Here is a 25,127-nt window from a genome sequence, read left to right on the forward strand (position 1 = left end):
TAGAAATGAACCATTATAAATCTCCTCTTAAATATTGAAAAAACCATTGGCAGTGGACATACTTTAAGATTATATATTTCTGAAACTAGTTTCACAATACAAATATTGACATGCAATTATTAATTGGTGGATTTTAAGTTGACATCTATAAATTTTAATGTTAGAATACATTCAAAAATATATTTGAATGAGGTGTTTTATGATTCAAAATATTGTTACTTCAATAATCCTGTATTCTGGGACAGCCGTAGACTTACTTATTATCCTAATGTTATTTTTTGCCAAAAGAAAAAGCAGAAAAGACATCATTAACATCTATTTAGGACAATTTCTAGGCTCTGTTAGTCTAATATTGCTAAGTTTACTTTTTGCATTTGTCTTAAATTATATTCCTAGTAAAGAGATTTTAGGTTTGCTCGGTTTGATTCCAATTTTCCTAGGACTCAAAGTTTTGCTTTTAGGAGATTCTGATGGAGAAGCTATTGCAAAAGATGGTTTGCGCAAAGATGATAAAAACCTGATTTTTCTAGTCGCTATGATTACTTTTGCAAGTTGTGGCGCTGACAATATTGGTGTCTTTGTCCCATATTTTACCACCTTAAATTTAGCGAATTTGATAGTGACTTTACTTACTTTTCTAGTCATGATTTATCTCTTGGTTTTTTCTGCCCAAAAATTAGCACAAGTCCCTTCTGTTGGAGAAACTTTGGAAAAATATAGCAGATGGTTTATTGCCGTTGTTTATTTAGGATTGGGGATGTATATCCTGATTGAAAACAACAGCTTTGACATGCTATGGGCTGTGTTAGGCTAGGAGAAAAAATTATGAAAAAAGATAGTATCTGTCAAGTGGATGTTATAAATCAACAAAATGTTACAACCGCAACGAACTACCTTGAAAAGGAAAAAGTCCAAAAATCACTTCGCATTTTATCAAAATTTACCGATAATAAACAGATAAATATCATCTTTTATCTCCTTGCCGTCGAAGAACTCTGTGTCTGCGATATAGCCTGTTTATTAAATCTCAGTATGGCATCTGCCTCCCACCATCTTCGTAAACTAGCCAATCAAAACATCTTGGACACTAGAAGAGAGGGGAAAATTATATATTATTTTATAAAAAATGAGGAAATCAGAGATTTTTTTAATCAACTAGGATAACAACTATTTTTACTACTTTTTCATGATTATAGGGAGATTATATATGAAATTTTTTGATGAAAATTACTCACAAGAAATACCTACTCGTATCAAATGTTTAAGAAAAAAGTATAATTTAAAGCAAAGCGACCTAGGTAATGCAGGTCAAGTTAGCCAAGTTGAAAAGGGAGGAATTTGAAAGAATTTGTATCTTTTATTTTTTGTTTCATTTATGCCCTATGCTACTGGAATAGTTAGTAGTCATTTCATGAATCATACGGCACAGCTCTTTTATGGACTGATCGTTATTGTTTCAACGGTAGCAAACTGGTTTTTACATAAAGTAATTGATAAACCCAATATAGATCAGAAAGAATTACTTGAAGCTACCGCACAATATAGGAAGTTATTGATACCTGACCTAATAATTAAAGGAGTGGGATTGATTCTGTCCTTAATTCTCTATCCTCCGATTATGATGTATAGTGTTTTAATTGCGGCATTTTACATCATAACTTTAAAAACACTATCCGAAAAAAGAGTGAATAACTAAAAAACGGTGACCAAAGTTAGGTGTATTATTTTAATGCTTAGAGACCTAAACTATTCCCTATTTTAAAAATATTGATTCAGATTTTATGAAATTAAAAAGTAGATATTGTTCAGAAAATCCTTGATATTACGCTGTTTTTAGTCCAACTGAAATCCATACTTTCCAAACCAGGTCATACGATCTGTGAGAAAAAGAACACATAACAAAAAGAGGAGCTTCACAATAAAGTTCCTCTTCTTTTATATATCCGAATCATTATTCTTATTTCAAAAAAGGTAGTGAAAAAGGTAGTGATTCGGTTGATTTATATTGCAATGTAGTGAAATTTAGAATTTCAAGAATCGCTTAAAATCAAGGTTTCTAACATCTATTGACGTGTAGTGAACCCCTATTTCACCTCTGTAAAGGTTAAGTATTATCTATTTTAGCTGTTAGAAACGTTTATATATCAACGTTTTTGTAATGTTCCTTAGTGAAAGGTAGAGCGAATGGTAGAGTAGTTATTGCGTTAGTTCAGCAATCTTATCAAGATAAATACCCACAGCTTCTAACTTTCGTTGTGGTGCTAATTCAGCGTAAGTATCCATTGTAGTTGAAATTGATTTATGTCCCATTCTGACTTGGAGTTCTTTCCAGTTTGTGCCAGCATTAAGCAACATTGAAGCATGAGTGTGTCGGAATAAATGGAAACCATAATCTGGTAATCCTAGACCTGCTAATCTATTCTTGAGAGTTGTTCGCTCGTTTCTATCACACATATAGTTTCCGTATATTGTTGGGAAAATCAATTTTGTTTCAGGTTTATTGTGTAATTTAAGATACTCGTTCATTTCATTGTGAAAATCTCGAAGTTCTTCAAGTATAGACAAAGGAACTGGAATAGAGCGATTACCTGCATCGGTTTTTGGAGTTGCTTTACAGATGACTTTCCCTTTTGTTCCAGTCTTTTTGTTAGCGGTTTTCCAAAGTAATGTTTTGTTGACACTAATGGAGGATTCTTCGAAGTTCAAATCATCAATTGTCAATGCCAGTAACTCATTTATACGCAAGGCTGAAGCTAAGAGTGTGTTACAAATCAACTTAAACCGTCGATTGGCTCTACTGTTATCTAAACTTTCAAGATAATTAAGCCACCTAGCGAGACTATCATCATGTAAAACCATGATACGTTGCTTGCTAGACTTGGGCTTGGGTGGAATCTTGATAGTGTTGACAGGGTTAGAGGTCAGACCATAGTTAGTAATGCCATAGTCAAAAATATCTTTCAACTTATGGACGACAGCACCGAAATCTTTTGCACATCCTTTATTTGCACGCTTCACACCAGATTCAACTGATTTTTTTGATTTCTTTGCTAGGTCATTTAACCATAGCTGAATATCGGCAGATTCAATTTTACCTGGTTTGTAATCTCCGAATTTAGGAATAATATAATTATCTAGGTAGCCCCTTACCCTATTTAATGTATTATGTGAACTAACCCAAGTTTGATAAGCTTGAAACCAAGCTTCAGCTAAATCTTCCAGCGTATTAATAGACACATTCTCTTTTCGAGTAAATCTATTTCTTTCAAATTCTAAGCGAGCTTGAATAACTTCTCTATCAAGTTGCTTAAGTGTTTTTGCAGTAATAGTTGTTGTGACCTGTTTACCAGTTTTAACATCCTTACCAAGAAATGCTCCTTTCAGCGTATATGAAATGGATTTATCTTTTTTGATTTTTTTAATGACCTTTTTGCCATTATGGATAATTGTTTCAGTTTCCATGTTTGCCTTTCTTCAGGGATATTGAAGTAGGCTAAAATAGTTACCACTCTTTCTTTTAGATAGAACTATTTTAGCACAAATTTTCAATATTAGGATTGTAAGAAGTTAATAACATCATCTAGTAAATAGAAGACAGTTCGTGTTCCTTCAATTGGAGGTTCTAATCTTTTTAATCCTTTTTGTTCCCAAGTTTTTAGTGTATTCGGAGAGATATTCAACTGCTTCAGTAATTCTCGTTGTTGAATTATCTCTAGCGGTCTGTTCTGCTCTTTGATTTGAATGAGCTTGATAAGTGTTTGCAATAATTGTTCAATTTGTTCTAACTTTTCGTTATTCATCGCTGTCTTTCTCCTCTGCATTGGTAGCTTGGAACCGATTTGGATTATGCCGTCGAGAATCTAGATATTTGGCGAAGAAATAGGTGCGTTCAATAATGAGTCCTAACAAATTTGTATTGTTTGCTCGTGCATACCAAACTAGCTCTTCAAATTCGGTAAAGTCATTTTCTTCGATAATATCAACTGCTTCATGAATAAAATCTGATGTCTTCGCCTCCATTAAGAATTTATCCAAATCAAAGCCACAACCAACTTCAATATCTTCGATATTGTAAGGGGTCTTGTCAGGATTTTCTGCATGTGTAAAATAGTCAAATAAACCTGTTGGAGACATAACAACTTCGACATGTGCTGGACCGTTTAGTTTATCGCTGATGATATTTGACACTTGGGAATAGCTTTTCAACGAATCAAAGAAGAAAGCACCGTGTTTGTGCGACTTTTTGAACTCTCCTGTTTGTCTATTGACGTCCTTATCATGCCAAGGACTAAGAATAAAGGGGATATGAAGTTCCTCTAAGATATTCAAGTAGTCTTCAGGAACACTCTCCTTGTAAAAGAGAAATGTCCATTTGGTTGAACGTTGTTCTTTTGCCATATATCTTTACCTCGCTTGTTATTATCGTTCTATCTATAGGAGAATATGAGTGCAGTTTTCGGAATTTTTTGAACAAAATTTGTGATTATTGATTATTGAGCTATTGGGGGTCGTAGTAACCCCAATAGCTCATAGTTGAATGGAACATAATAAAAAGGGGGGCTGTTTGGCTCTTGCTAATGCAAGCCACAGCCCCCAAAGATTAACGTTTTTTACCAGTGAACCATAATTGATTGCCGACTCGAATAGGAGCTGAGAAATAGTAATCAGTATGCTGACTAGCAATTTCCTCTTTTAATAGTGCTTCCATATCCTTTAGAATTTTTTGTCCCTGTTGGTCTCTTGGAACTTTGATGAAGATAGTGACAGAATCAGTCTGAATATCAACCATACATTTACGGACAGCTAGATTAAATCCGTTGTTTACAGGGGTTGATGTTGGTACAGTCTGATGTTCAGGACTTGTTACTTTCTGCACTTTTTCACGTTGAAATAAGAAATTTCTAAGAGAAAAAGTATGATAAATAGATTTCGCATAGTTCATAAGTCTGTCTGTTTTCCACCGTTTGACAATTTCTATTCCAATCAATACCAAGGATAAGGACAAGCAAATGAGAGCTAGTCCGTAACTAATAGAACTGATTTTATCAGTAATAGTTGTGACAGTCTCCAACTTGAACAGAGTATTGGTATTCAATTGAATAGATAGACTATTGAAAAGCCAACCGAACAAATACAAGATAGGAGCGATGAGAAGCAGATTCAGAATGAAATTGAAACTTCTCATGAAATAGGTTTTAGTTGTCATAGGATACCTCGTTTAGTGTAGTAAGTTGGGCAGAGCAGAGGGAGAACCTGATAAGGGTGTTCATTATCAATAACTTGAATGATACCTGTACCATGTCCAGTTGGAATAACAATCCCTTCAGGATCTAAGTCAGGAAATAAAAATTGGGTGGTTTTCTGATTGATATTTCCAATTTGCAATAATACGTTAAGCTGTTCCCTTACTGATATGGGAATGCTGTTATGGTCAAAACGCTGGCTTACCAAAAAGAGATGGATTTTGGTAGCACGTCCCAACAAGGCAATCTGTGAGAGTAAGGAGAAAAAGGCTTCTTTGATGTTCTTATTGACTCCCTCTGATAGAGCAAGCACTTCATCAATGACAATGGTTAGATGGGTAAATTGATGGTTAGGATTATCATACAAGATAGCTTGCCTTTTCTGAATGAGAGTTGCACACTGACTTAATTGCTCATTAACCTGTGAAACAAAATCGGATTTTGAACGATTTTCGACAGGGTGGATAACCGCAATGTGATTTTCTCTAGCCCATCGGCTTGGTGTATCGAATTTTGGGTCAATTATAATTAAGTCAGACATATGTTTCAGAACACTCAAAAAGTACGTTAAAGCATAGCTTTTCCCAGAGCCTGAATTTCCAGCAATAGCCCAGTGATTTATCTTTTCAAGGTTTAGTTCAAAGTGCTTCATAATGGGAATTTTTCCTTGTGGTAGGCTAGCTGAAAATTTATCCAAATCAGGAATAGTTAAACGTTCTGAAATTCCTCGTTTCCAAGGGAAGAATAAACCACGTTTAATGTGTAAGTCATCCGTTTCTAGAGGGACAAAATAGGTAGCGTTTTGTTTTAGGAGTGTGTATTGTGGATAAAGTGAAGCATTGGCAATCAGATAGATTTTTTTGTACAAGTCATCATCAAGGATATAGGCACATGGCAGACGAGGGACAAAGATAAACCCGTCTTCTTGAATAACAATATTAAAAGAATTGGTGTAGCTGGTTTCTCCCTGCATTAAAGCCCCCAGAGCCATGTTTAGGCTCTGGAGCAGGTAAGATTGCAGGTAAGATGGGTTCAGCACATCACGAGATTGTGAACTCATTACCGAACCTCCTTGATACCATTTGCTCGGAAGTAAATGTTATATTTTACTTCGCAGGCTTGTAGAGTGTCAAATTGAATCATGGATTGAAAAGCTGGAAGCTCAATCGTATCTTCAAATTTTACTTGGAAAGGGTCTTGCCCTTCCTGTACAAACCATGCTTTATAGGCTACGATTTCTCCGGTTGGTTTTCCTTCTTCAAACCGTTGTTGTGGTTCAAGTTCGGTACTAAGTGAGTAAATCGGTTGTTTTTGACTGATAATTTTATCAGCCAACGTAGTTGTATAACCACCTTTTGTGGTTTTCATTTTGAATGCCATCTGCAGTTCCTCCTGTGTAAATAGAAAATAATGTGAATGAGCCATGCTCGGTTTTAATCATGGGCTGGATACTGTATCTAGGTCATATCTATCACCTCCTATATATAGGAGATTCAGGATATGGTTTTCGGAATTTTTTGAAAAAAACTAGTAGTCTTTTTGTTGACTACTAGTTAATTTATTATGATTGTATTTTTTTAAGAACCTGTTTACAGGCTTCCTTATAGTACTTTTTAGCAGTCTTATCAGACCGACCAACTAGTTGACTAGCTTTTGTAGCATTTAGACCATTTTCAAATATAGCTTTAAAAACGATACGATGTTTTTCATCTAATTCAGCTAATGCCTCACAATAAAGTTGCTCTTCAACTTCTATGATGGTATAGTCTTCACCAGAACAAGAATTACTTTGAATAAGTTCTTGAAGTGTCGTTTCACGTCCATCATTGGATACAATGAAGTCTAAACTGGATACTTGATGGTATCTAATTTTACGTTGATAGTTTGCTTCTTCTTTATCCATGTCATTTAGAATTTTCAACCAAAACTCTTGTTTATCTGGTTCAAGATTAGCTACTAATTCGGCGTTTGTTGGGTAATGTGTTAGCATATACACCTCTTCTAACAGCCTGTTTTAGGAACAGAAAGAAGCGTATATGAGCAAAAATTGATTGCCGATAGGTGCAAAATGGCACACCAAATAGACGGCGAAACAATTCTATACAAGATATAACCTTTATCGCTATATCATCATATCTGTTTCAATCCGTTCCATTTGGTGGCCACCATTTGGGACTGTATTAAATATTTCTGCAAGATTTCTCTTACACTATTATCTTACTCAAAATCTAATGAGGTTTTGTATTATGCTCTTCGTTAGAAAATGGTAAAATATAAATGAGTGGGAGGCAGAAATCGCATGCTATCTAAGGAAGACAAACAAAAAGTAAAAGAGATTATTGAAGCTAATAAATGGTATACATATGAGGAAGCTGAATCTGAGTTGAGAAAGCATTGGAATCCTGATAACGATAAAGATGGTGATTACTTAACCATGAAACGTAGTCAGATTCAAAAGATATTGCGTTCAGACATTATCGGCACTTATTTGGAAATTCATAAACGAAAAAAAGACCAGTCTGACGATGACTGGTTTATCAAAACTATTTATGGTTGGCCTCAAAAAGAACAATTCTATCTAGATTATAGCGATGGAACAGAAAAAGAGTATTATGAGGAACTACATGTATTTCCCAAATATGATAAGCTTTTCTTGGATTCGGATTTGGAGCAGAGTATAATTTTATCAGCTTTTGATGAATTGCTGAATGATGTTGATAAAGTTGAAATGAGGGAGATTTATGAGGAACTGAATGGATCATTTGGCAAAGGGAAAACTCCATTTTTAATGACAGAACCATATCTTTTTGCATTGAAACACGAAATAGAGAGGCGACAATACCCTACGAAAATTCTTTATCTTGACCCACATTCGCCCAAAGAAATCCTTTCTAGGCTGTCAGAAAAATCAACCCAAGAAAGCCTCCAAAACGAAATGTTTTCTGTGATAGATGAATTTATTCAAAATGTTAATGACAAAGTATCTATTCATCAATCAGCACGAGATGTTGAAAAGCAAAGATTTCAAGAGATTTCAAATTTTTTCAAAAAATGGGAATTCATTTATCCCTCACAAATAATGGCATTAGAGAGTGTACTCATAAATGAGGGGCTTCTTGAAAAATTCAATAATACTTTTCAAGTGTTTAGCCAACCGTTTGAATATGTGATTGATGGTGATATCATAAAAAACAAGCTAATTAAAAAATATTTATCAGAAAATGCTGAATCGCTCTCTAGAGATGAATTAGTTCAAGGGCTAAAAAAATCTATTTATTCATTTGAAAAATATGAACTGACAAAATTTGAGATTGCTTTATCAAAAGATACAGAATTTATAAGTGATTCAGCTATGTTCAGATATAAGATTTCTAGGCGAATACATCAAATATTTAGAAGTTTAAATGTGGATTCCATTCTATTTGAATCACTTGATAATGCAGGGATTCATGAATAGTATTAATGTATTTTTAATTTAGTAAATTATTAACCGAAAATAACATTTAGTAAAAAATTAAAATTAGGAGGATACTATGTTTAATAATGTAGCTGTTAATGCAATTGACCTAACAAAAGATTTTCTACTGGAAAAAAATAAGAAGGTGTCGGTACTAAAGGGAGTGACATTATCCGCGGATTATGGTGAATTTATCTCCATATTAGGTATCAGTGGCTCAGGAAAGTCAACTTTGCTAAATTGCTTAGCAAGTTTATCAGAGCCATCTAGTGGCGAGGTTGTTATAAATGGTGTGAATCCATATAGGCTAAAAGATGGCAAACTGGCTAAATTTAGATGTGAAGACATTGCTATTATTTTTCAAAATTATAATCTAGTTCCTGCTCTACCAGCATTGGAAAATGTTACACTACCTCTAAGACTTTCAGGGAAGACTGCCGATAGGAATCAAGTAAAAACCTTATTGGATAATCTGAATTTTAAAGCCGACCTATCGTCATTAGTATCAACACTATCAGGAGGAGAACAGCAGAAAATTGCTATTTCTCGTGCTATTTTATCAGATAGTAAGGTTATTTTTGCTGATGAGCCGACTGGTGCTTTAGACAGTATTTCTCGGAACTTGATTTTTGAATCGCTTAGAAAGATGGCTGATGAGGGGAAGTGTGTTTTAATGGTTACACATGACATTGAGCTTGCATCTAAAACAGATAAAGCATTTATTTTAAAAGATGGTTACATTTCGCAAGAAATTACTAATCCATCAGCAGAAGAACTTTATCAGGCTCTTGAAACTATTGGCAAGTGAGGTGAGAGTATATGTTAAGACTTATTGTGTATCAGTTTCAGTATTCAAAGAGACAATGGTTTGGGACAATTCCATTATTACTTGTATCTAGCCTGATTGTTGGGACATCTTTATTTGGCATTACTAGCTCATCAAGAACTTCAAATATTAATGCTTCGCAACTTTTTCAGATGTTGATTATATTTGGAGGTACTACTCTATTTTTTCTCATTTCAAATAATATAAGATTGCTAATAGACATATTTAGAAAGGACTACGAGTTATGGACTATCTTAGGTGCGAGTAAATCTCAGCTATCTTTACTTGTAGCTGGTCAATTTTCTATAATGGCAGTCATTGTTAGCAGTTTTGGGACAATCCTTTCCTTCGTTGTGACAGATAGTTACTATAAATTTTTACAAAATTTATTAGGAAGAGATGAATTACCTGATTTGGTTATTACATCCAATATTCAGACTGTATTATTGAGTATTTTAATAGTACCAACAATTGTTGGATTAGGAGCTTATTTTTATTCTATTCGATTATTAAAAAAAGAATCAAATTCAAAATCAAATGGTAGAAATTGGAGAGTTAAGGCGACTAAGTTTATTAATATTTCTGTTCGTCTATTCTTATGGTTATTGTGTATAGGTATTATTATTTCAGCAGGTTTTACCAATAATAGAGAAGTGATTGTGATACAATCTGGTATGATTTTATTTTTATTGATTACTCATATATTAATTATTCAAGTTCTATCTCCGTCCACCCAGATTTGTTTAATAAAATTATTAATGAAGATTCTCCCATCTGAAAATTATGCAATCAATACAAGTTTTTGGAACCTACTATACAATCCTAGTTATTTGAAGAGTATACAGACTTCGATGACTATGGGGATAACTCTCATTTCTGGATTCATCCTCTATACCAGAAATATGTACTCATTTATGGATACTATAAATAGTGTCCACGAAGCAAGAGCCTCCTTCATTGCCTATCTATCTGCACCAATTGTGCTTATTATTACTAGTTTTATTTCTATCACAATATTATCTTCTAATAAAGACATTGAAGATATTAGACAGTTACAAATATTGGGCATAACAAAATTACAACTTTTTAAAATACGTATTGCAGAAGCAATAATGCACTCAATAATAATTTCATTGGTCTCTGTAATTTTTAATGCTATTGTGTTAATGTTAGTAAGCTTTATAGGGCAACGTTTAGGGCAGAGTTTAGCAGAAATAGCAGGTTTTTGGCAACCTAGCCTTATTATTCTTTGTTTGTTAGTTATCTTTTATTGTATTACAAAGGGGTTTTATTTATTTAAAGATAGATAAATTGGAAAAGTTATAGAGAGGATTACAATGTCAAGTGATAAAATTTTTGAAATACCTATTCCTAGTGATAATGATGGATTTGTTGTTTTAAAATGTCCAATTTGTAGTGAAAAATTTATGATTCAAGTCCAAGATGTAAATGATGATAGCTTGATAGATGTTTGGTGCCCTAAGTGTGGTCTCAAGAGTGATAATTATTTAGATGATGATGTAAATGATTTGGCAGAAAATATAATTCAAAACTATGTTGCTGATTTATTAAATGATTTTTCGAAGGATATGGAGAGAACATTTAGAAACAATAAAAATATACAATTTAAAGGAAGTAAGAAGATAGCTAGGGAATCAGAAATGCCAATTGGAAGAAAGGTTGGAGACTTCGAAGAGAAAAAATACTTGTGTTGTGATAAAGTAGTAAAATTACGAACTACAACAAAATTCGAAGGCGGTTATTGTCCGTTTTGTGGGGAGTTAGTAGATGGAGATTAATAAAAAAGAACTTAGAAAAATTAGCAGAAGATTTAGAACATTGGCTTCAAATGTGATGAATGCTTATTTCGGAGAACAGACAGATGCATTAATAGAATTTATAGATTATGTTAAGGGGACATCTTTGATATTTGATTATGTTGAGAGCTTAGCTTATGATATAGAGGGGTTAGAATCAGAACTCGATAAAATTGCTTCCTCATATGGAAGTAAAGCTTTAGAACTGGGGGCTGATAGCCGTAGAAGAACTTATCTTTTATATAGAGCTTTTGACTATATTGCCCTTAAAAAGTTGTCTACAACTGATTTTGGACGGTACTATGCACATAGTAAAAAATATCAAGATATGGCAAAAGCATTTGGTGATAGGTTGATTTATCCATTTGTTATAGAAATTGAGGAGTATATTAAGGATATTGCGACCGATATGGGATTTGATAATGATAGTTCATATTATATAACGATTAATAGTTCAGGAGTACAAGTAAATATTGCTGAACATGGTAGTACAGTTAATGCTGAGCAAGGAAATATCATTAATAAAGAGGAAATTTTTAGAGCCATAAAGAATGTGGAGGATGCTATTGAAACAATAGGAAATAGTGAATCTAAATCAGTACTCAAGCAAAACTTAGAGATTGTTAAAAATGAGGTTCAAGAAGTACAACCTAAAAAGGCAATTTTGACTTCAGCTTTTAATACAATGAAATTCATCGCAACTACTGTTGCCTTAACCCCTGATTTAGCAGAAGGAATTAAATTGCTTGCCTCAGTAATTGGAATAAAAATCTAAGAAAGAGACATTTTTTAGGTGAGAATATATGAAAAGCTACAAATTGTAACTTGGAATATAAAAGCTCTGCAAAAACATAAAAAATCAAAAAGCCCTGCCATCGAAATGATAGCAGGGCTTAACTTCAATATCCAAATGATATATTTATCTAAAAAGGTAGAGTAAAAGGTAGAGTTCTTATTGATTTGTAGCACAATTTATTGAAATCCAAAAATTCAAAAATCGCTTTAAATCAATATTTTGACGCCTGTTGACGTGTACTGAACCCCTTACTTAACCTCTGTAAGGGTTAAATAATAGGACTATAAACCTTATTATATCAAGGATTATAGCTTTTTGAAGTACAAAGGTAGTGATAAAGGTAGTGATGAAGTCAACTTGCCAGCTCTTCCATTTTATTTAGGAAAATATCCACTGCTTCAAACTTCTTTTTAGGAGCTAATTCCGCATAGGTATCCATAGTTGTTGATATGGACTTGTGTCCCATTCTATGTTGTAGCTCTTTCCAGTTCATACCAGCATTTAACATCATAGAAGCGTGTGTATGGCGGAAGAGGTGGAAACCATAGTCAGGTAAACCAAGAGCCGATAATCGCTTTTTAAGGGTTGCACGTTCGTTTCTATCACACATATAGTTGCCATAGATAGTTGGGAAAATAAGTGAAGATTTTGGTAGACCGTGCTTTTCAAAATAGCCAGTCATTTCCTCATGAAACTCTTTGAGACTTTCCATGATTGAAAGTGGGACGGCAACTCTACGATTCCCAGAATCCGTTTTAGGAGTTTTCTTACAAACCATTTCCCCTTTGATACCTAGTTTGTTATTTGCACTTTTCCACATTAATGTTTTACTGACAATAATTTCATTAGTTTCAAAATCAAGGTCAGTAATTTCTAATGCCAATAACTCATTTATTCGCAATGCAGATGCTAATAGCGTGTTACAAATGACCTTAAAACGTCTATTTGCTCTGGTATTGGGCAAGGTATCAAGGTAAGATAACCAATGTTTCAGGTCATCATCATGGAGTACCATAATACGCTCTTTGTTTGCTTTTGGTTTAGGTGGAATCTTGATTGATTTGGCTGGATTAGTGGTCAGCCCACAGTTTGTAATGCCAAAATCGAAAATATCACTAACCTTGTGAGCCATTGCACCAAAATCTTTTGCACTGCCTTTCGGGGCACGTTTTGTTCCAGATTCAATTGCTTTTTTGGCTTTTTTTGCTAATTGATTTAGCCACAATTGGATATCTGATGCTTCGATCCGCTCAGGTCTATAATCGCCAAATTGAGGAATGATGTATGTATCCAAGTACCCTCGAACTCGGTTTATTGTATTTTGCGAAGATACCCAAGTTTTGAAGTTGCTAAACCATACCTCAGCTAGACTTTCAAAGTTATCAATTTGGATAGTTTCTTTAATAGTAGAGCCAGCCTTTTCAAACTCAATTTTAGCTTCAACAATTTTTCTATCCAAAGATTTTAATGTTTTAGCAGTGATAGTTTTTGTGATTCGTTTACCTGTTTTTATGTCAGTTCCAATATAAACACCTTTGATGGAATAGCTGACATCACCATTTTGTTTGGTAACTTTTGTTATCTTTTTATTATTGTGTTGAATGATTTCTTTATTCATAGAGCCTCTTTCTTCGGACGATAAAAAAGGCTAGAATAGAACCCTCACATTCTTTGTTTGATAATTCCATTCTAGCACTTTTTGGAGTTAAATAGTTAAAAATTCAATGACATCTTCCATCTTGTAATAAACAGTACGTGTTCCCTCTATTGGAGGTTCAAGACGTTTTAAACCTTTATTTTCCCAAGATTTCAAAGTGTTCGGAGAAATTTGTAACAGTTTTAGAAGTTCTTTTTGCGTGATAATTCCATAAGAATTCTTTGTTTGTAATTCTTTCTGGATGATAGTAATAATTGTATTCAGCAATTCTTCAATTCGGTTTAATTTAATTGTCTCCATCAAAATTTGCTCCTTGTTCTTTGATTGCTTTTTGTAGTCGCTTAGGATTATGCCGACGTGAGTCCAGATAGCGAGAGAAAAAGTAGGTTCGTTCAATGATTAGTCCCAATAGAGCGGTGTCATTATCTCGCGCATACCATACAAGTTCCTCAAATTCTGTAATGTCATTTTGTTCAATGGTATCAATCACTTCTGTGATGAAGTCATCAGAGTTTTGCTGAACTAAAAATTGGGCAAGGTTAAACCCGCAGCCACATTCAATGTCTTTAATATCGTAAGGGCTTTTCTCAGGATTCTCTGCATGAGTAAAATAGTCATACATTCCTTTCGGTGATATGACAGGTTCAACGTGAGCCGGACCGTTGAGTTTGTCTTTGATAAGTTCGGATACTTGCGCGTAACTTTTGAGAGAATCAAAATAGAATGCTCCATGCTTATGTGCTTTCTTAAACTCTCCTGTTTTTTTGTTTACGTCCTTATCATGCCATGGTGACAGAACAAATGGAACATGAATTTCTTCGAGAATTTCTAAATAGTTTTCGGGCGCACTTTCCTGATAGAATAGAAAAGCCCATTTATTTGAACGTTGTTCTTTTGCCATAGGTAAAATTCCTCGCTTTCAATTTTTTATTATTTCTATCTATTAGGAGATTGGAAGGGCATAAATCGGAGTTTTTGAGAAAATTTAATTTTTTTCTGATTATTGATTATTGGATTAAGTGGGGGTCGTAGTCACCCCACTTAATCCTAAACTTTGCAATTAAAAAACGGCGCTGTTTGGCTTCCACTACGTGGGCCACAGCGCCATTAAGCTATTCTCTCTTATTACCAATAAGATAAGTCCATTTTTTTGCTGGTTTCTGAGGTGAAAAGAAATAGTCAGGGTTATATCTTGCCATTTCTTCTATAATCATCGTATCCATATCATTTAGGATCTTCTTGGCTTGTTGTGTCTTTGGGAGTCTAATCATCAAAATAACGTTATCTTCTCTAACATCTACAATAGATTGTCGTACTGCTCTATTGAAGTGTTTGTTAACGGGATTATATTGTTTCATTTTTGTTTGCTCAGTTGTAGCTAAGACTTCTGAGTGTTCACTTTGATGCAAAAAAATGCGGATAGCCAAAGTTTGCTTGATAGATTCCCATAGATTTGATAGATTATCTTCTTTTTGTCGCTTCTTAATTTCATAGCTAACGAGCAAGATGAAAATAATTGAACTGATAATTGAAATTGTTAAGCTAAGCCAGAAAATCATGCTAATAAAGCTAGTAACCACGGATAGATAGGTAAATTTTTGTAAGAAATCCACCATAAATCCTAAGAATACCGTACATAATGTACAGAGGATTACTGTAAGAAATACTGAAAAGCAGAAGTCGAAAAACTTCTGGAAATATGTTGTTTTCATAAGTTACAAGATTCCTTTCTTGGTATAGTATGTTGGACACAGCAAGGGTAAGACCTGATAAGGATGCTCGTTATCAATGATTTGAATAAGCCCTGTTCCTTTTCCGATCGGAATAACAATACCTTCTGGATCGAGGTCTGGAAATAAGAACTGTACTGTTTTCTGATTGATGTTACCAACCTGAATTAATACATTAAATTGTTCGCGGACTGATACAGGAATTGTACTATGATCAAAACGCTGACTTACAAGAAGCAAGTGAACCTTGGTTGATCGCCCTAATAAAGCAATTTGAGATAACAGAGAAAAGAAGGAATCTTTGATATTTTTGTTGATTCCTTCTGATAAAGCAAGCACCTCATCGATAACGATAGTTAGATGTTGAAATTCATGATGTGGATCATCAAATAAAATCCTTTGTCGTTTATGAATTATTGTCAAACACTGACTCAAACTTTCGTTAATTTCTGATACGAAGTCGGATTTGGAACGATTCTCTTGAGGGTGAATGACACTAATTTGATTCTGCTTTGCCCACCGTGATGGAGTATCATATTTAGGATCAACGATAATCAGGTCGGAAATGTTTTTCAGTATACTTAACAGATAAGTTAATGCATAGCTTTTACCACTACCTGAGTTCCCAGCAATAGCCATAGAAGTTACTTTATCATAGTTAATCATTAGATTTGCCATAATAGGGATATCATTACCTTTTAGCGATAATGTGAATTTTTCTAGGTCTGGAATGATTAGCCGCTCAGAAATACCTTTCTGCCAAGGAAAAAACAGCCCACGTTGAATATGAATATCGTTTGTTTTCAGTGCAATAAAGTAGGCAGAATTTTGTTTTAGTAGCGTGTATTGTGGGTAGAGAGATGCATTAGCGATTAAGAAAATCTTTCGATACAGTTCGTCATCAATGACAAATCCTGATGGAAGACGAGGAATGAAGATAAATCCGTTTTCTTTGACAGAAATGTCAAAAGAGTTGGTATAAGAAGTTTCCCCTTGTAATACAGAGCCCAAAGCCATGTTCAGACTCTGTAATAGGTATTGTTCCAACTCTTTTTGTGTGATAGCTGGAACCATTATTTCACCTCTTTAAATCCATTAGCTCTAAAGTAAACGTTATAGTTGACCTCACATGCTTGCAGGTTGTCAAAGGTGATAAGGGAAAGATATTCAGGGAGTTCAGGTTCTTCAAGGAATTTTACTTGAAATGGTGGTAATCCCTTTTGCCCAAACCAAGCCTTATATGCAACAATTTCACCCGTCGGTTTTCCACCTTCATACTTTTGTTGTGCTTCAAGCTCATCACAAAGCAAGTAGATTGGATCTTGAAGGCTAACGTATTGTTCTGCTATTTGACTTGAATAACCGCCTTTACGGTATTGTGGTTTCATTTTCATAGATTAGATACCTCGTATATTCTATTTTGTGATAAAAAGTATTGGTGACATGCTCGGTTTGAGGTCATGAGCTGGACTTGTTGATTTTTTCCTTTCTATCTTATAGGAGATTCAGGAGGTGAATTTCGGAGAATTTTTTAAAAAAATTGAATTTTTTATTATTTTGACTCATACATAATGTCTAATGGAATTTAGAACATACAATTTAGGGAGCTTTTTTTAAAAAAACTGGCAATCATTGATTGCCAGTTTCGGAGACTACCTGTAGTCTTTTAACATATCTTGTAACACTTCTTGGTGTTTTTTGAAGCGACTTGTCACAGTTTTGTCACTACATTCTACAATTTTAGATAGTGCAGACGATGAGATTGGCCTATCTCTTAATTTTCCAACCATAATAATTTGGTCATTCGTAGAGAGGGCAGATATGTAATCATGCACAGTTCCTAATAGTTCGTTATAGATATAAGCTTGTTCAGCATCTAACGAATCACTAGCAATTAAATCATATCTATCTGTTTGACGGCCTTCGTTTGAGATATTTTCATCTAAACTTCCAAGTTTATGGTATCTATCTCTTCGTTTAGCATTTGCGAAAGACTTATCTTCATCTTTCAGTATCTTGTCCCATTTTTGGATATCTGTATAATCCTCTGGAGTGAGACGGTCTTCGAATGTTCTTATTGGCATAATAGCCTCTTTCTAAGTCCATTTCTAGAACGGAAAGAAACTTTTATGAGCTACACTGAATACCGATGTGTGCAAAAAGGCACACCAAAAAACGGATAAACAGATATATGCAGAACTCGACCGTCATCGTCGGAGTTTTCATATTCGTTTCTATCCGTCCATTTGGTGCGCACCAGTTAGGACTGTAATTATATTTGTTGATAAGGTTTCCCTTACAAGACGATTTTATCTCAAAATAAAGGGGATTTTTGTTTATGCTCTTTGTAAGAAAATGTTAAAATGTGAATAGGAGGAGTTATGGGATTATCTGAGAAAGAAAAATTTGAGATAAGAAAAGTTATTAAGGCGAATAAATGGTATACGTTTGAAGAGGCTGAATCCGATTTAAGAAAACACTGGCAACCCGAAAATGATAAAAACGGGGACTATTTATCCATGAAACGTAGTCAAATTCAGAAAATTTTACGTTCGGATATTCTTGGCACTTACTTAGAAATTAACAAAAGAAAAAAAGACCAATCAGATGATGAATGGTTTATACAAACTATTTATGGATGGTCTAAAAAAGAGAAATTTTTTTTGGATTATAGCGATGGTAGAGAAAAAGAATATAATGAAGAACTGCATGTGTTTCCAAAATATGATAAATTGTTTACTGAATCTGAACTAGAGCAAAGTATTATTCTCTCTTCTTTTGATGAGTTATTAGGTGACACGGATAAAATGGAGATGAGGGAAATCTATGAAGAATTATATGGTGGAAGTGGTAAAGGGAAAACCCTTTATTTAATGACCGAGCCCTATCTTTTTGCGTTAAAACACGAGATAGAGAGGCGACAATATCCTACGAGTACGATTAGCATTTCCCCACATTCTCCTAAAGAAATACTTGAGAGAATATCAGAGGAAAATTTTTCCTACAATCTTCAAACGATTGTATATACTTTAATAGACGAGTTTATCTATTCAATCAATGATGAAGTGTTTAAACATCAAAAGGCAAGAAATGAAGAAAGACAACGGTTTCAGGAAATTGCTGATTTTTTAAAAAAATGGAAAACTATCTATTCTGAAGAAATACAGAAATTAGAAAAAGTCTTGTCAACCGAGACACTTCTTGAAGAATTTTATGCAATATTGAATAAATTTAATCAGCCCTTTGAGTATCTTGTTGATGAGAAACTTATTAAAAATAAATTTGATGAGAAATATTTGCATGAAAATTTACAAATCTCTAGTGATGAATTAAAAAAGGCAGTAAAGCAAACTATTTATTCAGTTGAAAAATATAATTTGGATAAACTTGAGAGTGCTTTATCAGCAGATACAGAGTTTATAAGTAAATCAGCTATATTTAGGCATCAAATATCTAGCCGTATACATGAAATATTGCAAAATTTAAACGCAGATTCTCTCTTGTTTTCTTCACTTAGAAATGCAGGCATTGAATAAAGAAAAAATGCAGACTCATTAAGTCTGCATTTTAGATTCTGAAAATTTTAGAAAAGTAAGATAAAGGATAAACATTAGTTTTTGAACAGGTCTAATATTTAATACATAGTCATGAAATCTCCAAGATTTTTGATTTGTTGTTTAATAATATGGTATTGTTCGGTTGAACTTTTGGGGAGAACATATCTTGTAGAGCGTCCCTTACCTTCTATCTCAATATACTTTTTATTTTGTAGAGATTTCAGGTTTTCTCTAAATTTATATTCGGTCATTAAAGAATTTTCGAGGACATCATTTTTAGTAATGCTACCATTTTTTATGATATATTCAAGTATTATCTTTTCATTATCTGATATGTCTGAATAAGAAGATAATAAATCTACTTTCCAGATTGTAACAACAGTACTATCAAAGGTAGTGCTTACTTCAGGAATTTTTAGTTTATATTTTTCGGAAATATCAAAAATTTTCGGTCCGCCTGACCCAGCTTTTTCTGACATCCCAATTCTACGGAATAATGAAGAGATTGTACTGTTTCGCGTTTTGGAAGTTCCGCCATGTATAAATTCAGGAATAGAAATTTTCATCTTACCTGGATTTTTAAATTCATAGAAGTCTTGATAAGCCGTAATAACTATAGGAGAATCAAAATCATAGTAAGCATGCATTAAGCAATTTACTAAAGCTTCACGTATAGATTCAGATAGGTCTTTCTTGAATGGTAAACGATGAGCAGATTCGTTATTAAACTCAAATCTATCATTTGTTGTAGTAGTTAATTTCTTATATGCTAAATTGAAAAAGTCGAACATGTTTAAATCAGGGTACATCATATCACCTGTTGAAATTCTATCGTTCCACCTAGTTGAAAGAGAGGTATCTTTTTCAAAATAGTCTAGTTGAAATTTTGGATAACGAGAAATGATAGAGTTATACTTTCCAAAGAATATCAGTCCTCCTGCAGTTAATTTATATGTATTATTTGTTCTATCTTTTTTGAATACACCAATTTCGATTAGAAAATCTCTCAAAGAAATGCTATTATATTTTGTGTTGCCAGTAAGTTCAATTAATAACTTTTTGTAATGTTCTATTGTATCTAAATTTAGGTCGTTTTCGTCAAAATTATTAAGTAACTCACTATCAATATCATCATGAGAACTTGTCATCAGATACTTGAGCTCTTCTTTGTCAAGTCGAACATCACCTTCACCTAATCTTTTATATGATTCACGATAATCATTTTTTAGATGAACAGGTTTTTGGTCAGGGTTGGCTTCTCTTACAGTGACTACTATGAGTTGTTTATCTTTGTTTGGAATGTCAATGTATTCAATGTCATTATCAGTAAGTAGATTACAACTAACTTTTTGTTTGTTTGCAACCAAAGCAAATAAATTGTCTCGTATTTTTTGAGGATTATTGACTCCTTGGTAGGGGTCGATATTTTTTTCATCTATTCCGAGAATTATTTTTCCGCCATTGGTATTTGCAAATGCTGAGTAGGTTTCCCAGAAAGATTTTGGTAGACTATTTTCAGCTTTTTTGTATTCTAAATCAACCCCTTCAAAAATTAAGTTCATTTTTTCCCTTTCCCTAAAATACAATATTTCTTAAAGTTTTTTACGATTATCACGCGAAAAAATAAATTTGATAGATAACTACTAATCCTTGATTTCATAGTCTTTCTAAGATGTCATCTTAAACCGTCATGCGAAAATCACGCGAAAATCACGCGAATATTTTCCATCAAAATTCGATTTAAAAGCTTGTAGGACTTTTAATTGTGAAAGATAAAATAGGCAGATTTAATTGGAACTTTTTGATGGAATTTTTAAAGCACTATTGCGTGAATATAGAATTCACTCTATTATAACACAATGATAAGAATAAATAGATGTCGGAGTAAGCATAGAAAAAAGAGAAACCTCATCGTGAAGTTTCTCTTGCTTTTGATTGTCCGAATCAGTATCGTATTTCAAAAAAAGTAGTGATTTAGCTGATTTTTATTGCAATACATTGAAATTTTAAAATTCAAGAATCGCGTTAGATCAATTTTTTTCGTTTCTATTGAAACGTAATTATCCGCTATTTCACTTCAGTAATAATCAATTCGTGAATCGTTTTGATAAGGGTTAATCTAGAAGAATAGGATAACCATCTTATTTTATTAGCTATATTTAATTGGCGATAGATGTTAATCTCTTTACTTTATTTTTTGAAATAAAGAGATTCAACAGAAAAATGATCTATCGAGACATGTATGTTTTGTAAAGAACGTAGATGGGAAAGAGAACATTGTGTTCCTTGTAATAAATCTCTTTCAAGGAATGTTTCGCAACTCTACTATAACGTGTTTATTCCTTTTTGTGTTTACACAACTTATTTTACACTACCGTCATGTTTGATTGGACTTAAATGATTATTTAACGGAGTGCTTATCAATTCAATAAACTGTTTTGAAAAGACTTCTGGCGGAGTGGGAAAAGGTTCAGTGATCCAAGTTTCTATAATACTTAATACACAATTTACAATATAATTTGATAAAGTATCATTTTGTAGGAACGAATGGTTTAAGTTAATAGGTGCGTTTAGTAGCCAGTTTGAATATTTTTCTCGTAAATAATTTCGCCAATTAGGGATAGCCGACGTAGAGTAGACACAGCGAAGCCAATCTCTATATTTATATAATTCTGGAATAATAATTTTTGAGAAAAAAACTTCAATTGAGAGATTGTGTTTTTCAAATAGTAAAAATTGTTCATTTATAGTAGTATCAATAGAATCCATGATGAAATCTACTATTTCTTCATAACTTTTAAAATGCTTTTGGTATATTGCTTGTCTCGAAATTTTTGCCTCGTTAGCGATTTCAGTTATACTGAAAGTTGAGCGTTCTGGATATCGTTCTGCTAGTTTAAAAAACGAATTAATAATCTTTTCTTGAGTTCCTTTTACCATATTAAATCCTAAAAAAATTTACAAACTGTCAAAATATTTATATATACGATATATTCTAAAGAGAATTTGTTTAATTTTCAAGTTTAAAAAGTTGATAATGTGTAAATTTTTTCATATGAAGATATAAAACAACGATGGGTATTATCATGTATAATAGGATATACAGTATATTAATCAAAACTGGTTACCATTTTAAAAATTATTCAGTAGTGTTTCAGAAAGGAAAATATGAATACAGTTGCAGTAGGAGTAAAACATTTATCAAAGAAATTTCATATTGATAAAAATAAAGAGATTACGGTGCTTAGAGATATCTCTTTCAGTGCTGGTTATGGTGAGTTTGTATCTATATTAGGAGTAAGTGGATCTGGTAAATCAACCTTGTTAAATTGCATATCGAGTTTATCAGGGCCAACCGAGGGAGTTGTCACGGTTAATGGTTGCAATCCATATCAATTAAAGAATAATAGATTGTCACAATTTAGAAGAGAAGATATTAGTTTTATTTTTCAATCTTATAACCTACTTCCAGCTCTCCCAGCTTTAGAGAATGTTGCTTTGCCTCTGAGATTGTCCCACAAAAAAATAAGTAAAAACGACATTCAGGCCCTGTTAGATAAAATGAACTTTAAAGCTGAATTGATGTCCCCCGTTTCTTCATTATCTGGCGGAGAAAAACAAAAATTAGCTATCGCAAGAGCAATTCTTTCAAATACTCGTATTATATTTGCAGATGAGCCGACAGGTGCTTTGGATAGTACATCAAGGAAGATTATTTTTAAAATGTTAGCTGATTTAGCACATGAGGGAAGATGTGTCATTATGGTAACCCATGATATTGAATTAGCAAGTCAAACGGACAGAGCCCTAATCTTAAAAGATGGCAAAATCTATCAGGAATTGTTTACCCCCACTGTTGAAGCTCTTTATAAGGCGTTAGAAATGAAAGATAGTGGGGATTAACTTAAAATGTTTAAATTAATTTATTATCAATTTAAGTACTCAAAAAAACAGTGGCTAGGGATGTTTCCTCTATTTTTTGCTTCGAGTTTATTAGTTGGAATGTGTCTCTCTGTTGCATTTAGTACTATAAAGTATCAGCAAGTATTTCGAGATGTTGGGAGTCCTACCTTATTATTTGTAGGGCCAGTTCTTTTTGGTGGATTTACTTTATTATTTCTAGTTTCTGGTCTAATTCGACTATTTTTGAATTTAGCAAAAGAGGACTATCGACAATGGTCAATAAATGGCGGAAGTAGAGTTCAATTGTCATTATTGATTAGTGGACAGCTCACTATTTTTGCATTTTTAGTAAGTATAATAGGAAGTTTTTGCTCAATCTTTTGTGCAAGATTTTATTATAGTTATGCGCAATACTTGGGGGGAGAAAAATTATTACCAACTATACCGGTTGATTTCAGTATGTCAGCATTTCTCTTGACCATCCTGATTATTTGCTTACTTGCCTTCATAGGTAGCTTTCTCTATTTATATAAGATCCTAGGTAATACAGTCTTGCTTGGAGATAGATTTGATTCCAAAAACTACTTTTTTATTAAGTTAATTAAAGTTTTAGGCTTTGCTCTAAGTTTAGTCTTCTGGCTAAAATTGATTATTCCATTCTTCACTGTGTCTGTGAGCAAACCTAATGAAAAATTATTATTCAGATTGGATGACTCAATCTTACTAATTTTAGTTATGCATTTGTTCTTGTTAGCCTTCATTTCGCCACATATTCAAACTTTTCTAACTAAAATTTTATTAGGTTGGCGTTCGTCTTATGATTTTGTTATGGCAAAATGGATTATTCTGAAGGATCGAGAGTATTTGAAGTCATTAACGGTTTCTATTTCCATAATAGCAATCTTAATTTCAGAATTAATGATTTATTCTGATGTTGCCTACTCAAATTTAGCAAAAAAAACAGCATCAGTTGAAATAAATGCTGTTCTACTGTTTTTTGTAGTAGGGCCACTAATAGTTGTGATAGCTAATCTTATTTCTATCACAGTTCTTTCTTCAGTTAAAGAAAAAGAAGAGAAATCGCAATGGGAGAGAATTGGAATATCACATAAGCAGGCCGTGACCATAAGATCTGTACAAGCATTAACATATACTGTTATAATGCTTACTTGCACAGTCTTTTTCAATATTATTTTCTTCGTATTAATGCATAAAGAAGCTCTGTTGTTAGGGATTAAACAGATGAAGTATGGAACTATTATTTATTATCCAATAGCTATTTCTATAGTTATGTATTTATTTATTTTTATTACCAAAATTTGGTTTGATATTAGAAATAAAACAAATTTATAAATTATAGAGGTGTCAAATTATTTCGTATGTATTGCACATAAAAAATTGTTCCATTAATGTTCATATTCATTCTTACACACTTTAATTTTATTTGACTAATAATGATTTAATTGCCTATTTATGAGATCTTTATTGCACTATATTTTACAATTTATCTATTTATAAATTACTTGAAACCAAACCGTTTCAACCCAGGTCTTACGATTTGTAAATAAAAGAACAATAACAAAAAGAGGAGCTTCATACTAAAGTTCCTCTGCTTTTTATCGTCCGAATCAATATTCTTATTTCAAAAAAGGTAGTGAAAAAGGTAGTGATTCGGTTGATTTTTATTGCAATGTAATGAAATTTTAAATTTCAAGAATCGCTTTAAATCAAGGCTTCTACCGTCTATTGACGTGTAGTGAATCCCTATTTCACCTCTGTAAACACAACGTGTTTGCGAAGTTTTGGTGAGTACTTCTTCAATTGAAGACGGTCTGGAGTGTTACGTTTGTTTTTAGAAGTAAGGTACAAGCGTTCACCAGATTCTTTGTGTTCAAGTGTAATATTTACGCGCATGGTATCTCCCTTCTATTATTCAGCTGATGCAGCTTTAGCGATCTTACGTCCTTTGTAGTATCCTTTAAGTGATACACGGTGTGAACGTGAGTAATCTCCAGTTGCTTCGTCAAAGTTTACAGATGGAGCTGTTACTTTGTAGTGCGTACGACGTTTGTTTTTCTTCGCTTTTGATGTGCGACGTGCAGGTACTGCCATTTCGTTTTTCTCCTTTTAAGATATAAATT

30 protein-coding genes and 1 pseudogene are annotated in these 25,127 nt (G+C 33.2%); 13 read left to right on the plus strand and 18 right to left on the minus strand.

Going from position 1 to position 25,127, the window contains the following annotated elements; translation table 11 throughout:
• Positions 1–199 precede the first annotated feature (199 nt).
• From O3605_RS04240 to O3605_RS04255, 4 genes are all read left to right on the plus strand, one after another.
• Positions 200–814: a CadD family cadmium resistance transporter gene (locus O3605_RS04240; protein ID WP_070594807.1), complete on the plus strand. Its 615-nt coding sequence runs from the start codon at positions 200–202 to the stop codon at positions 812–814.
• A gap of 11 nt (positions 815–825) precedes the next feature.
• Positions 826–1,164: a Cd(II)/Zn(II)-sensing metalloregulatory transcriptional regulator CadX gene (cadX, locus tag O3605_RS04245; RefSeq protein WP_371585315.1), complete on the plus strand. Its 339-nt coding sequence runs from the start codon at positions 826–828 to the stop codon at positions 1,162–1,164.
• A 43-nt stretch (positions 1,165–1,207) separates the two neighbouring features.
• Positions 1,208–1,342, plus strand: coding sequence for a hypothetical protein (locus O3605_RS04250; RefSeq protein WP_002889641.1), 135 nt, complete (start codon positions 1,208–1,210; stop codon positions 1,340–1,342).
• Positions 1,343–1,411: 69 nt separating this feature from the next.
• Positions 1,412–1,696, plus strand: a complete 285-nt coding sequence (locus O3605_RS04255; RefSeq protein WP_014334291.1) for a hypothetical protein — start codon at positions 1,412–1,414, stop codon at positions 1,694–1,696.
• A gap of 500 nt (positions 1,697–2,196) precedes the next feature.
• Here the strand turns inward: O3605_RS04255 and O3605_RS04260 are convergent, their stop codons facing one another.
• The 7 genes from O3605_RS04260 to O3605_RS04290 all read right to left on the minus strand — a co-directional run bounded on the left by O3605_RS04260 (position 2,197) and on the right by O3605_RS04290 (position 7,233).
• Positions 2,197–3,462: a tyrosine-type recombinase/integrase gene (locus O3605_RS04260; RefSeq protein ID WP_371585316.1), complete on the minus strand. Its 1,266-nt coding sequence runs from the start codon at positions 3,460–3,462 to the stop codon at positions 2,197–2,199.
• A gap of 89 nt (positions 3,463–3,551) precedes the next feature.
• Positions 3,552–3,800 (minus strand): MerR family transcriptional regulator, encoded by a 249-nt coding sequence (locus tag O3605_RS04265; RefSeq protein WP_002941172.1) that lies wholly within the window; start codon positions 3,798–3,800, stop codon positions 3,552–3,554.
• The gene (locus O3605_RS04270) at positions 3,793–4,398 is read right to left on the minus strand and encodes a replication protein (protein ID WP_003009480.1); all 606 of its coding nucleotides are present in this window, start codon (positions 4,396–4,398) and stop codon (positions 3,793–3,795) included. Before O3605_RS04270 ends, O3605_RS04265 begins: the two co-directional genes overlap by 8 nt.
• Before the next feature lie 202 nt (positions 4,399–4,600).
• Positions 4,601–5,206 carry a DUF502 domain-containing protein gene (locus O3605_RS04275; RefSeq protein WP_003009483.1) on the minus strand — a complete coding sequence of 202 codons (606 nt, stop codon included), beginning with the start codon at positions 5,204–5,206 and terminating at the stop codon, positions 4,601–4,603.
• Positions 5,203–6,303, minus strand: coding sequence for a P-loop NTPase family protein (locus tag O3605_RS04280; RefSeq protein ID WP_371468803.1), 1,101 nt, complete (start codon positions 6,301–6,303; stop codon positions 5,203–5,205). The genes O3605_RS04275 and O3605_RS04280 overlap by 4 nt, the downstream gene beginning before the upstream one ends.
• On the minus strand, positions 6,303–6,623 hold the full coding sequence (locus O3605_RS04285) for a hypothetical protein (RefSeq protein ID WP_037608226.1): 321 nt from the start codon (positions 6,621–6,623) through the stop codon (positions 6,303–6,305). Before O3605_RS04285 ends, O3605_RS04280 begins: the two co-directional genes overlap by 1 nt.
• Positions 6,624–6,804: 181 nt before the next feature.
• Complete coding sequence (locus tag O3605_RS04290) at positions 6,805–7,233, minus strand: RNA polymerase sigma factor (RefSeq protein WP_371585317.1); 429 nt, start codon at positions 7,231–7,233, stop codon at positions 6,805–6,807.
• 309 nt (positions 7,234–7,542) lie between these two features.
• Here O3605_RS04290 and O3605_RS04295 point away from each other — a divergent pair, with 309 nt between their 5' ends.
• The 6 genes and pseudogenes from O3605_RS04295 to O3605_RS04320 all read left to right on the plus strand — a co-directional run.
• Complete coding sequence (locus O3605_RS04295) at positions 7,543–8,700, plus strand: hypothetical protein (protein ID WP_003009495.1); 1,158 nt, start codon at positions 7,543–7,545, stop codon at positions 8,698–8,700.
• Positions 8,701–8,776: 76 nt separating this feature from the next.
• A complete protein-coding gene (locus tag O3605_RS04300; RefSeq protein ID WP_003009498.1) occupies positions 8,777–9,508 on the plus strand; it encodes an ABC transporter ATP-binding protein in 732 nt (243 codons plus the stop codon).
• Positions 9,509–9,519: 11 nt separating this feature from the next.
• On the plus strand, positions 9,520–10,836 hold the full coding sequence (locus O3605_RS04305) for an FtsX-like permease family protein (protein WP_003009502.1): 1,317 nt from the start codon (positions 9,520–9,522) through the stop codon (positions 10,834–10,836).
• Between the two features lie 27 nt (positions 10,837–10,863).
• Complete coding sequence (locus O3605_RS04310; RefSeq protein ID WP_003009506.1) at positions 10,864–11,325, plus strand: hypothetical protein; 462 nt, start codon at positions 10,864–10,866, stop codon at positions 11,323–11,325.
• Complete coding sequence (locus tag O3605_RS04315) at positions 11,315–12,118, plus strand: hypothetical protein (protein ID WP_003009509.1); 804 nt, start codon at positions 11,315–11,317, stop codon at positions 12,116–12,118. Before O3605_RS04310 ends, O3605_RS04315 begins: the two co-directional genes overlap by 11 nt.
• An 87-nt stretch (positions 12,119–12,205) precedes the next feature.
• Positions 12,206–12,309: pseudogene (locus O3605_RS04320) on the plus strand (FanG protein); the annotation flags it as partial.
• Between the two features lie 182 nt (positions 12,310–12,491).
• Here O3605_RS04320 and O3605_RS04325 read toward each other — a convergent pair.
• The 7 genes from O3605_RS04325 to O3605_RS04355 all read right to left on the minus strand — a co-directional run bounded on the left by O3605_RS04325 (position 12,492) and on the right by O3605_RS04355 (position 17,610).
• Complete coding sequence (locus O3605_RS04325) at positions 12,492–13,757, minus strand: tyrosine-type recombinase/integrase (protein WP_156677147.1); 1,266 nt, start codon at positions 13,755–13,757, stop codon at positions 12,492–12,494.
• Between the two features lie 87 nt (positions 13,758–13,844).
• Positions 13,845–14,096, minus strand: coding sequence for a MerR family transcriptional regulator (locus tag O3605_RS04330; protein WP_156677146.1), 252 nt, complete (start codon positions 14,094–14,096; stop codon positions 13,845–13,847).
• A complete protein-coding gene (locus O3605_RS04335) occupies positions 14,083–14,697 on the minus strand; it encodes a replication protein (protein ID WP_156677145.1) in 615 nt (204 codons plus the stop codon). The genes O3605_RS04330 and O3605_RS04335 overlap by 14 nt, the downstream gene beginning before the upstream one ends.
• Before the next feature lie 211 nt (positions 14,698–14,908).
• The gene (locus O3605_RS04340; protein ID WP_156677144.1) at positions 14,909–15,508 is read right to left on the minus strand and encodes a hypothetical protein; all 600 of its coding nucleotides are present in this window, start codon (positions 15,506–15,508) and stop codon (positions 14,909–14,911) included.
• 3 nt (positions 15,509–15,511) lie between these two features.
• The gene (locus O3605_RS04345) at positions 15,512–16,588 is read right to left on the minus strand and encodes an ATP-binding protein (protein WP_156677154.1); all 1,077 of its coding nucleotides are present in this window, start codon (positions 16,586–16,588) and stop codon (positions 15,512–15,514) included.
• An 11-nt stretch (positions 16,589–16,599) separates the two neighbouring features.
• Positions 16,600–16,914 (minus strand): hypothetical protein, encoded by a 315-nt coding sequence (locus tag O3605_RS04350; RefSeq protein WP_156677153.1) that lies wholly within the window; start codon positions 16,912–16,914, stop codon positions 16,600–16,602.
• Between the two features lie 264 nt (positions 16,915–17,178).
• Positions 17,179–17,610, minus strand: coding sequence for a hypothetical protein (locus tag O3605_RS04355; RefSeq protein ID WP_156677143.1), 432 nt, complete (start codon positions 17,608–17,610; stop codon positions 17,179–17,181).
• 297 nt (positions 17,611–17,907) lie between these two features.
• Between O3605_RS04355 and O3605_RS04360 the strand changes: the two genes are divergently transcribed.
• Positions 17,908–19,062, plus strand: coding sequence for a hypothetical protein (locus O3605_RS04360; RefSeq protein ID WP_156677142.1), 1,155 nt, complete (start codon positions 17,908–17,910; stop codon positions 19,060–19,062).
• Between the two features lie 98 nt (positions 19,063–19,160).
• Here O3605_RS04360 and O3605_RS04365 read toward each other — a convergent pair whose 3' ends face one another.
• Positions 19,161–20,645 carry a DUF8451 domain-containing protein gene (locus O3605_RS04365; protein WP_371585319.1) on the minus strand — a complete coding sequence of 495 codons (1,485 nt, stop codon included), beginning with the start codon at positions 20,643–20,645 and terminating at the stop codon, positions 19,161–19,163.
• Positions 20,646–21,444: 799 nt separating this feature from the next.
• Complete coding sequence (locus O3605_RS04370; protein ID WP_371585320.1) at positions 21,445–22,023, minus strand: TetR/AcrR family transcriptional regulator; 579 nt, start codon at positions 22,021–22,023, stop codon at positions 21,445–21,447.
• Positions 22,024–22,251: 228 nt separating this feature from the next.
• Here O3605_RS04370 and O3605_RS04375 point away from each other — a divergent pair, with 228 nt between their 5' ends.
• Positions 22,252–22,986 carry an ABC transporter ATP-binding protein gene (locus O3605_RS04375; RefSeq protein WP_371585321.1) on the plus strand — a complete coding sequence of 245 codons (735 nt, stop codon included), beginning with the start codon at positions 22,252–22,254 and terminating at the stop codon, positions 22,984–22,986.
• 6 nt (positions 22,987–22,992) lie between these two features.
• On the plus strand, positions 22,993–24,339 hold the full coding sequence (locus tag O3605_RS04380; protein WP_371585322.1) for a hypothetical protein: 1,347 nt from the start codon (positions 22,993–22,995) through the stop codon (positions 24,337–24,339).
• A gap of 411 nt (positions 24,340–24,750) precedes the next feature.
• Here O3605_RS04380 and rpmG read toward each other — a convergent pair whose 3' ends face one another.
• Positions 24,751–24,900 carry a 50S ribosomal protein L33 gene (gene rpmG, locus O3605_RS04385; RefSeq protein ID WP_001265622.1) on the minus strand — a complete coding sequence of 50 codons (150 nt, stop codon included), beginning with the start codon at positions 24,898–24,900 and terminating at the stop codon, positions 24,751–24,753.
• A gap of 15 nt (positions 24,901–24,915) precedes the next feature.
• Positions 24,916–25,098, minus strand: a complete 183-nt coding sequence (gene rpmF, locus O3605_RS04390; RefSeq protein WP_003009516.1) for a 50S ribosomal protein L32 — start codon at positions 25,096–25,098, stop codon at positions 24,916–24,918.
• Positions 25,099–25,127: the final 29 nt, after the last annotated feature.

The sequence above is a fragment of the Streptococcus sp. 27098_8_99 genome (assembly GCF_041431935.1).
GTDB classification, from domain to species: Bacteria; Bacillota; Bacilli; order Lactobacillales; family Streptococcaceae; genus Streptococcus; species Streptococcus parasanguinis_D.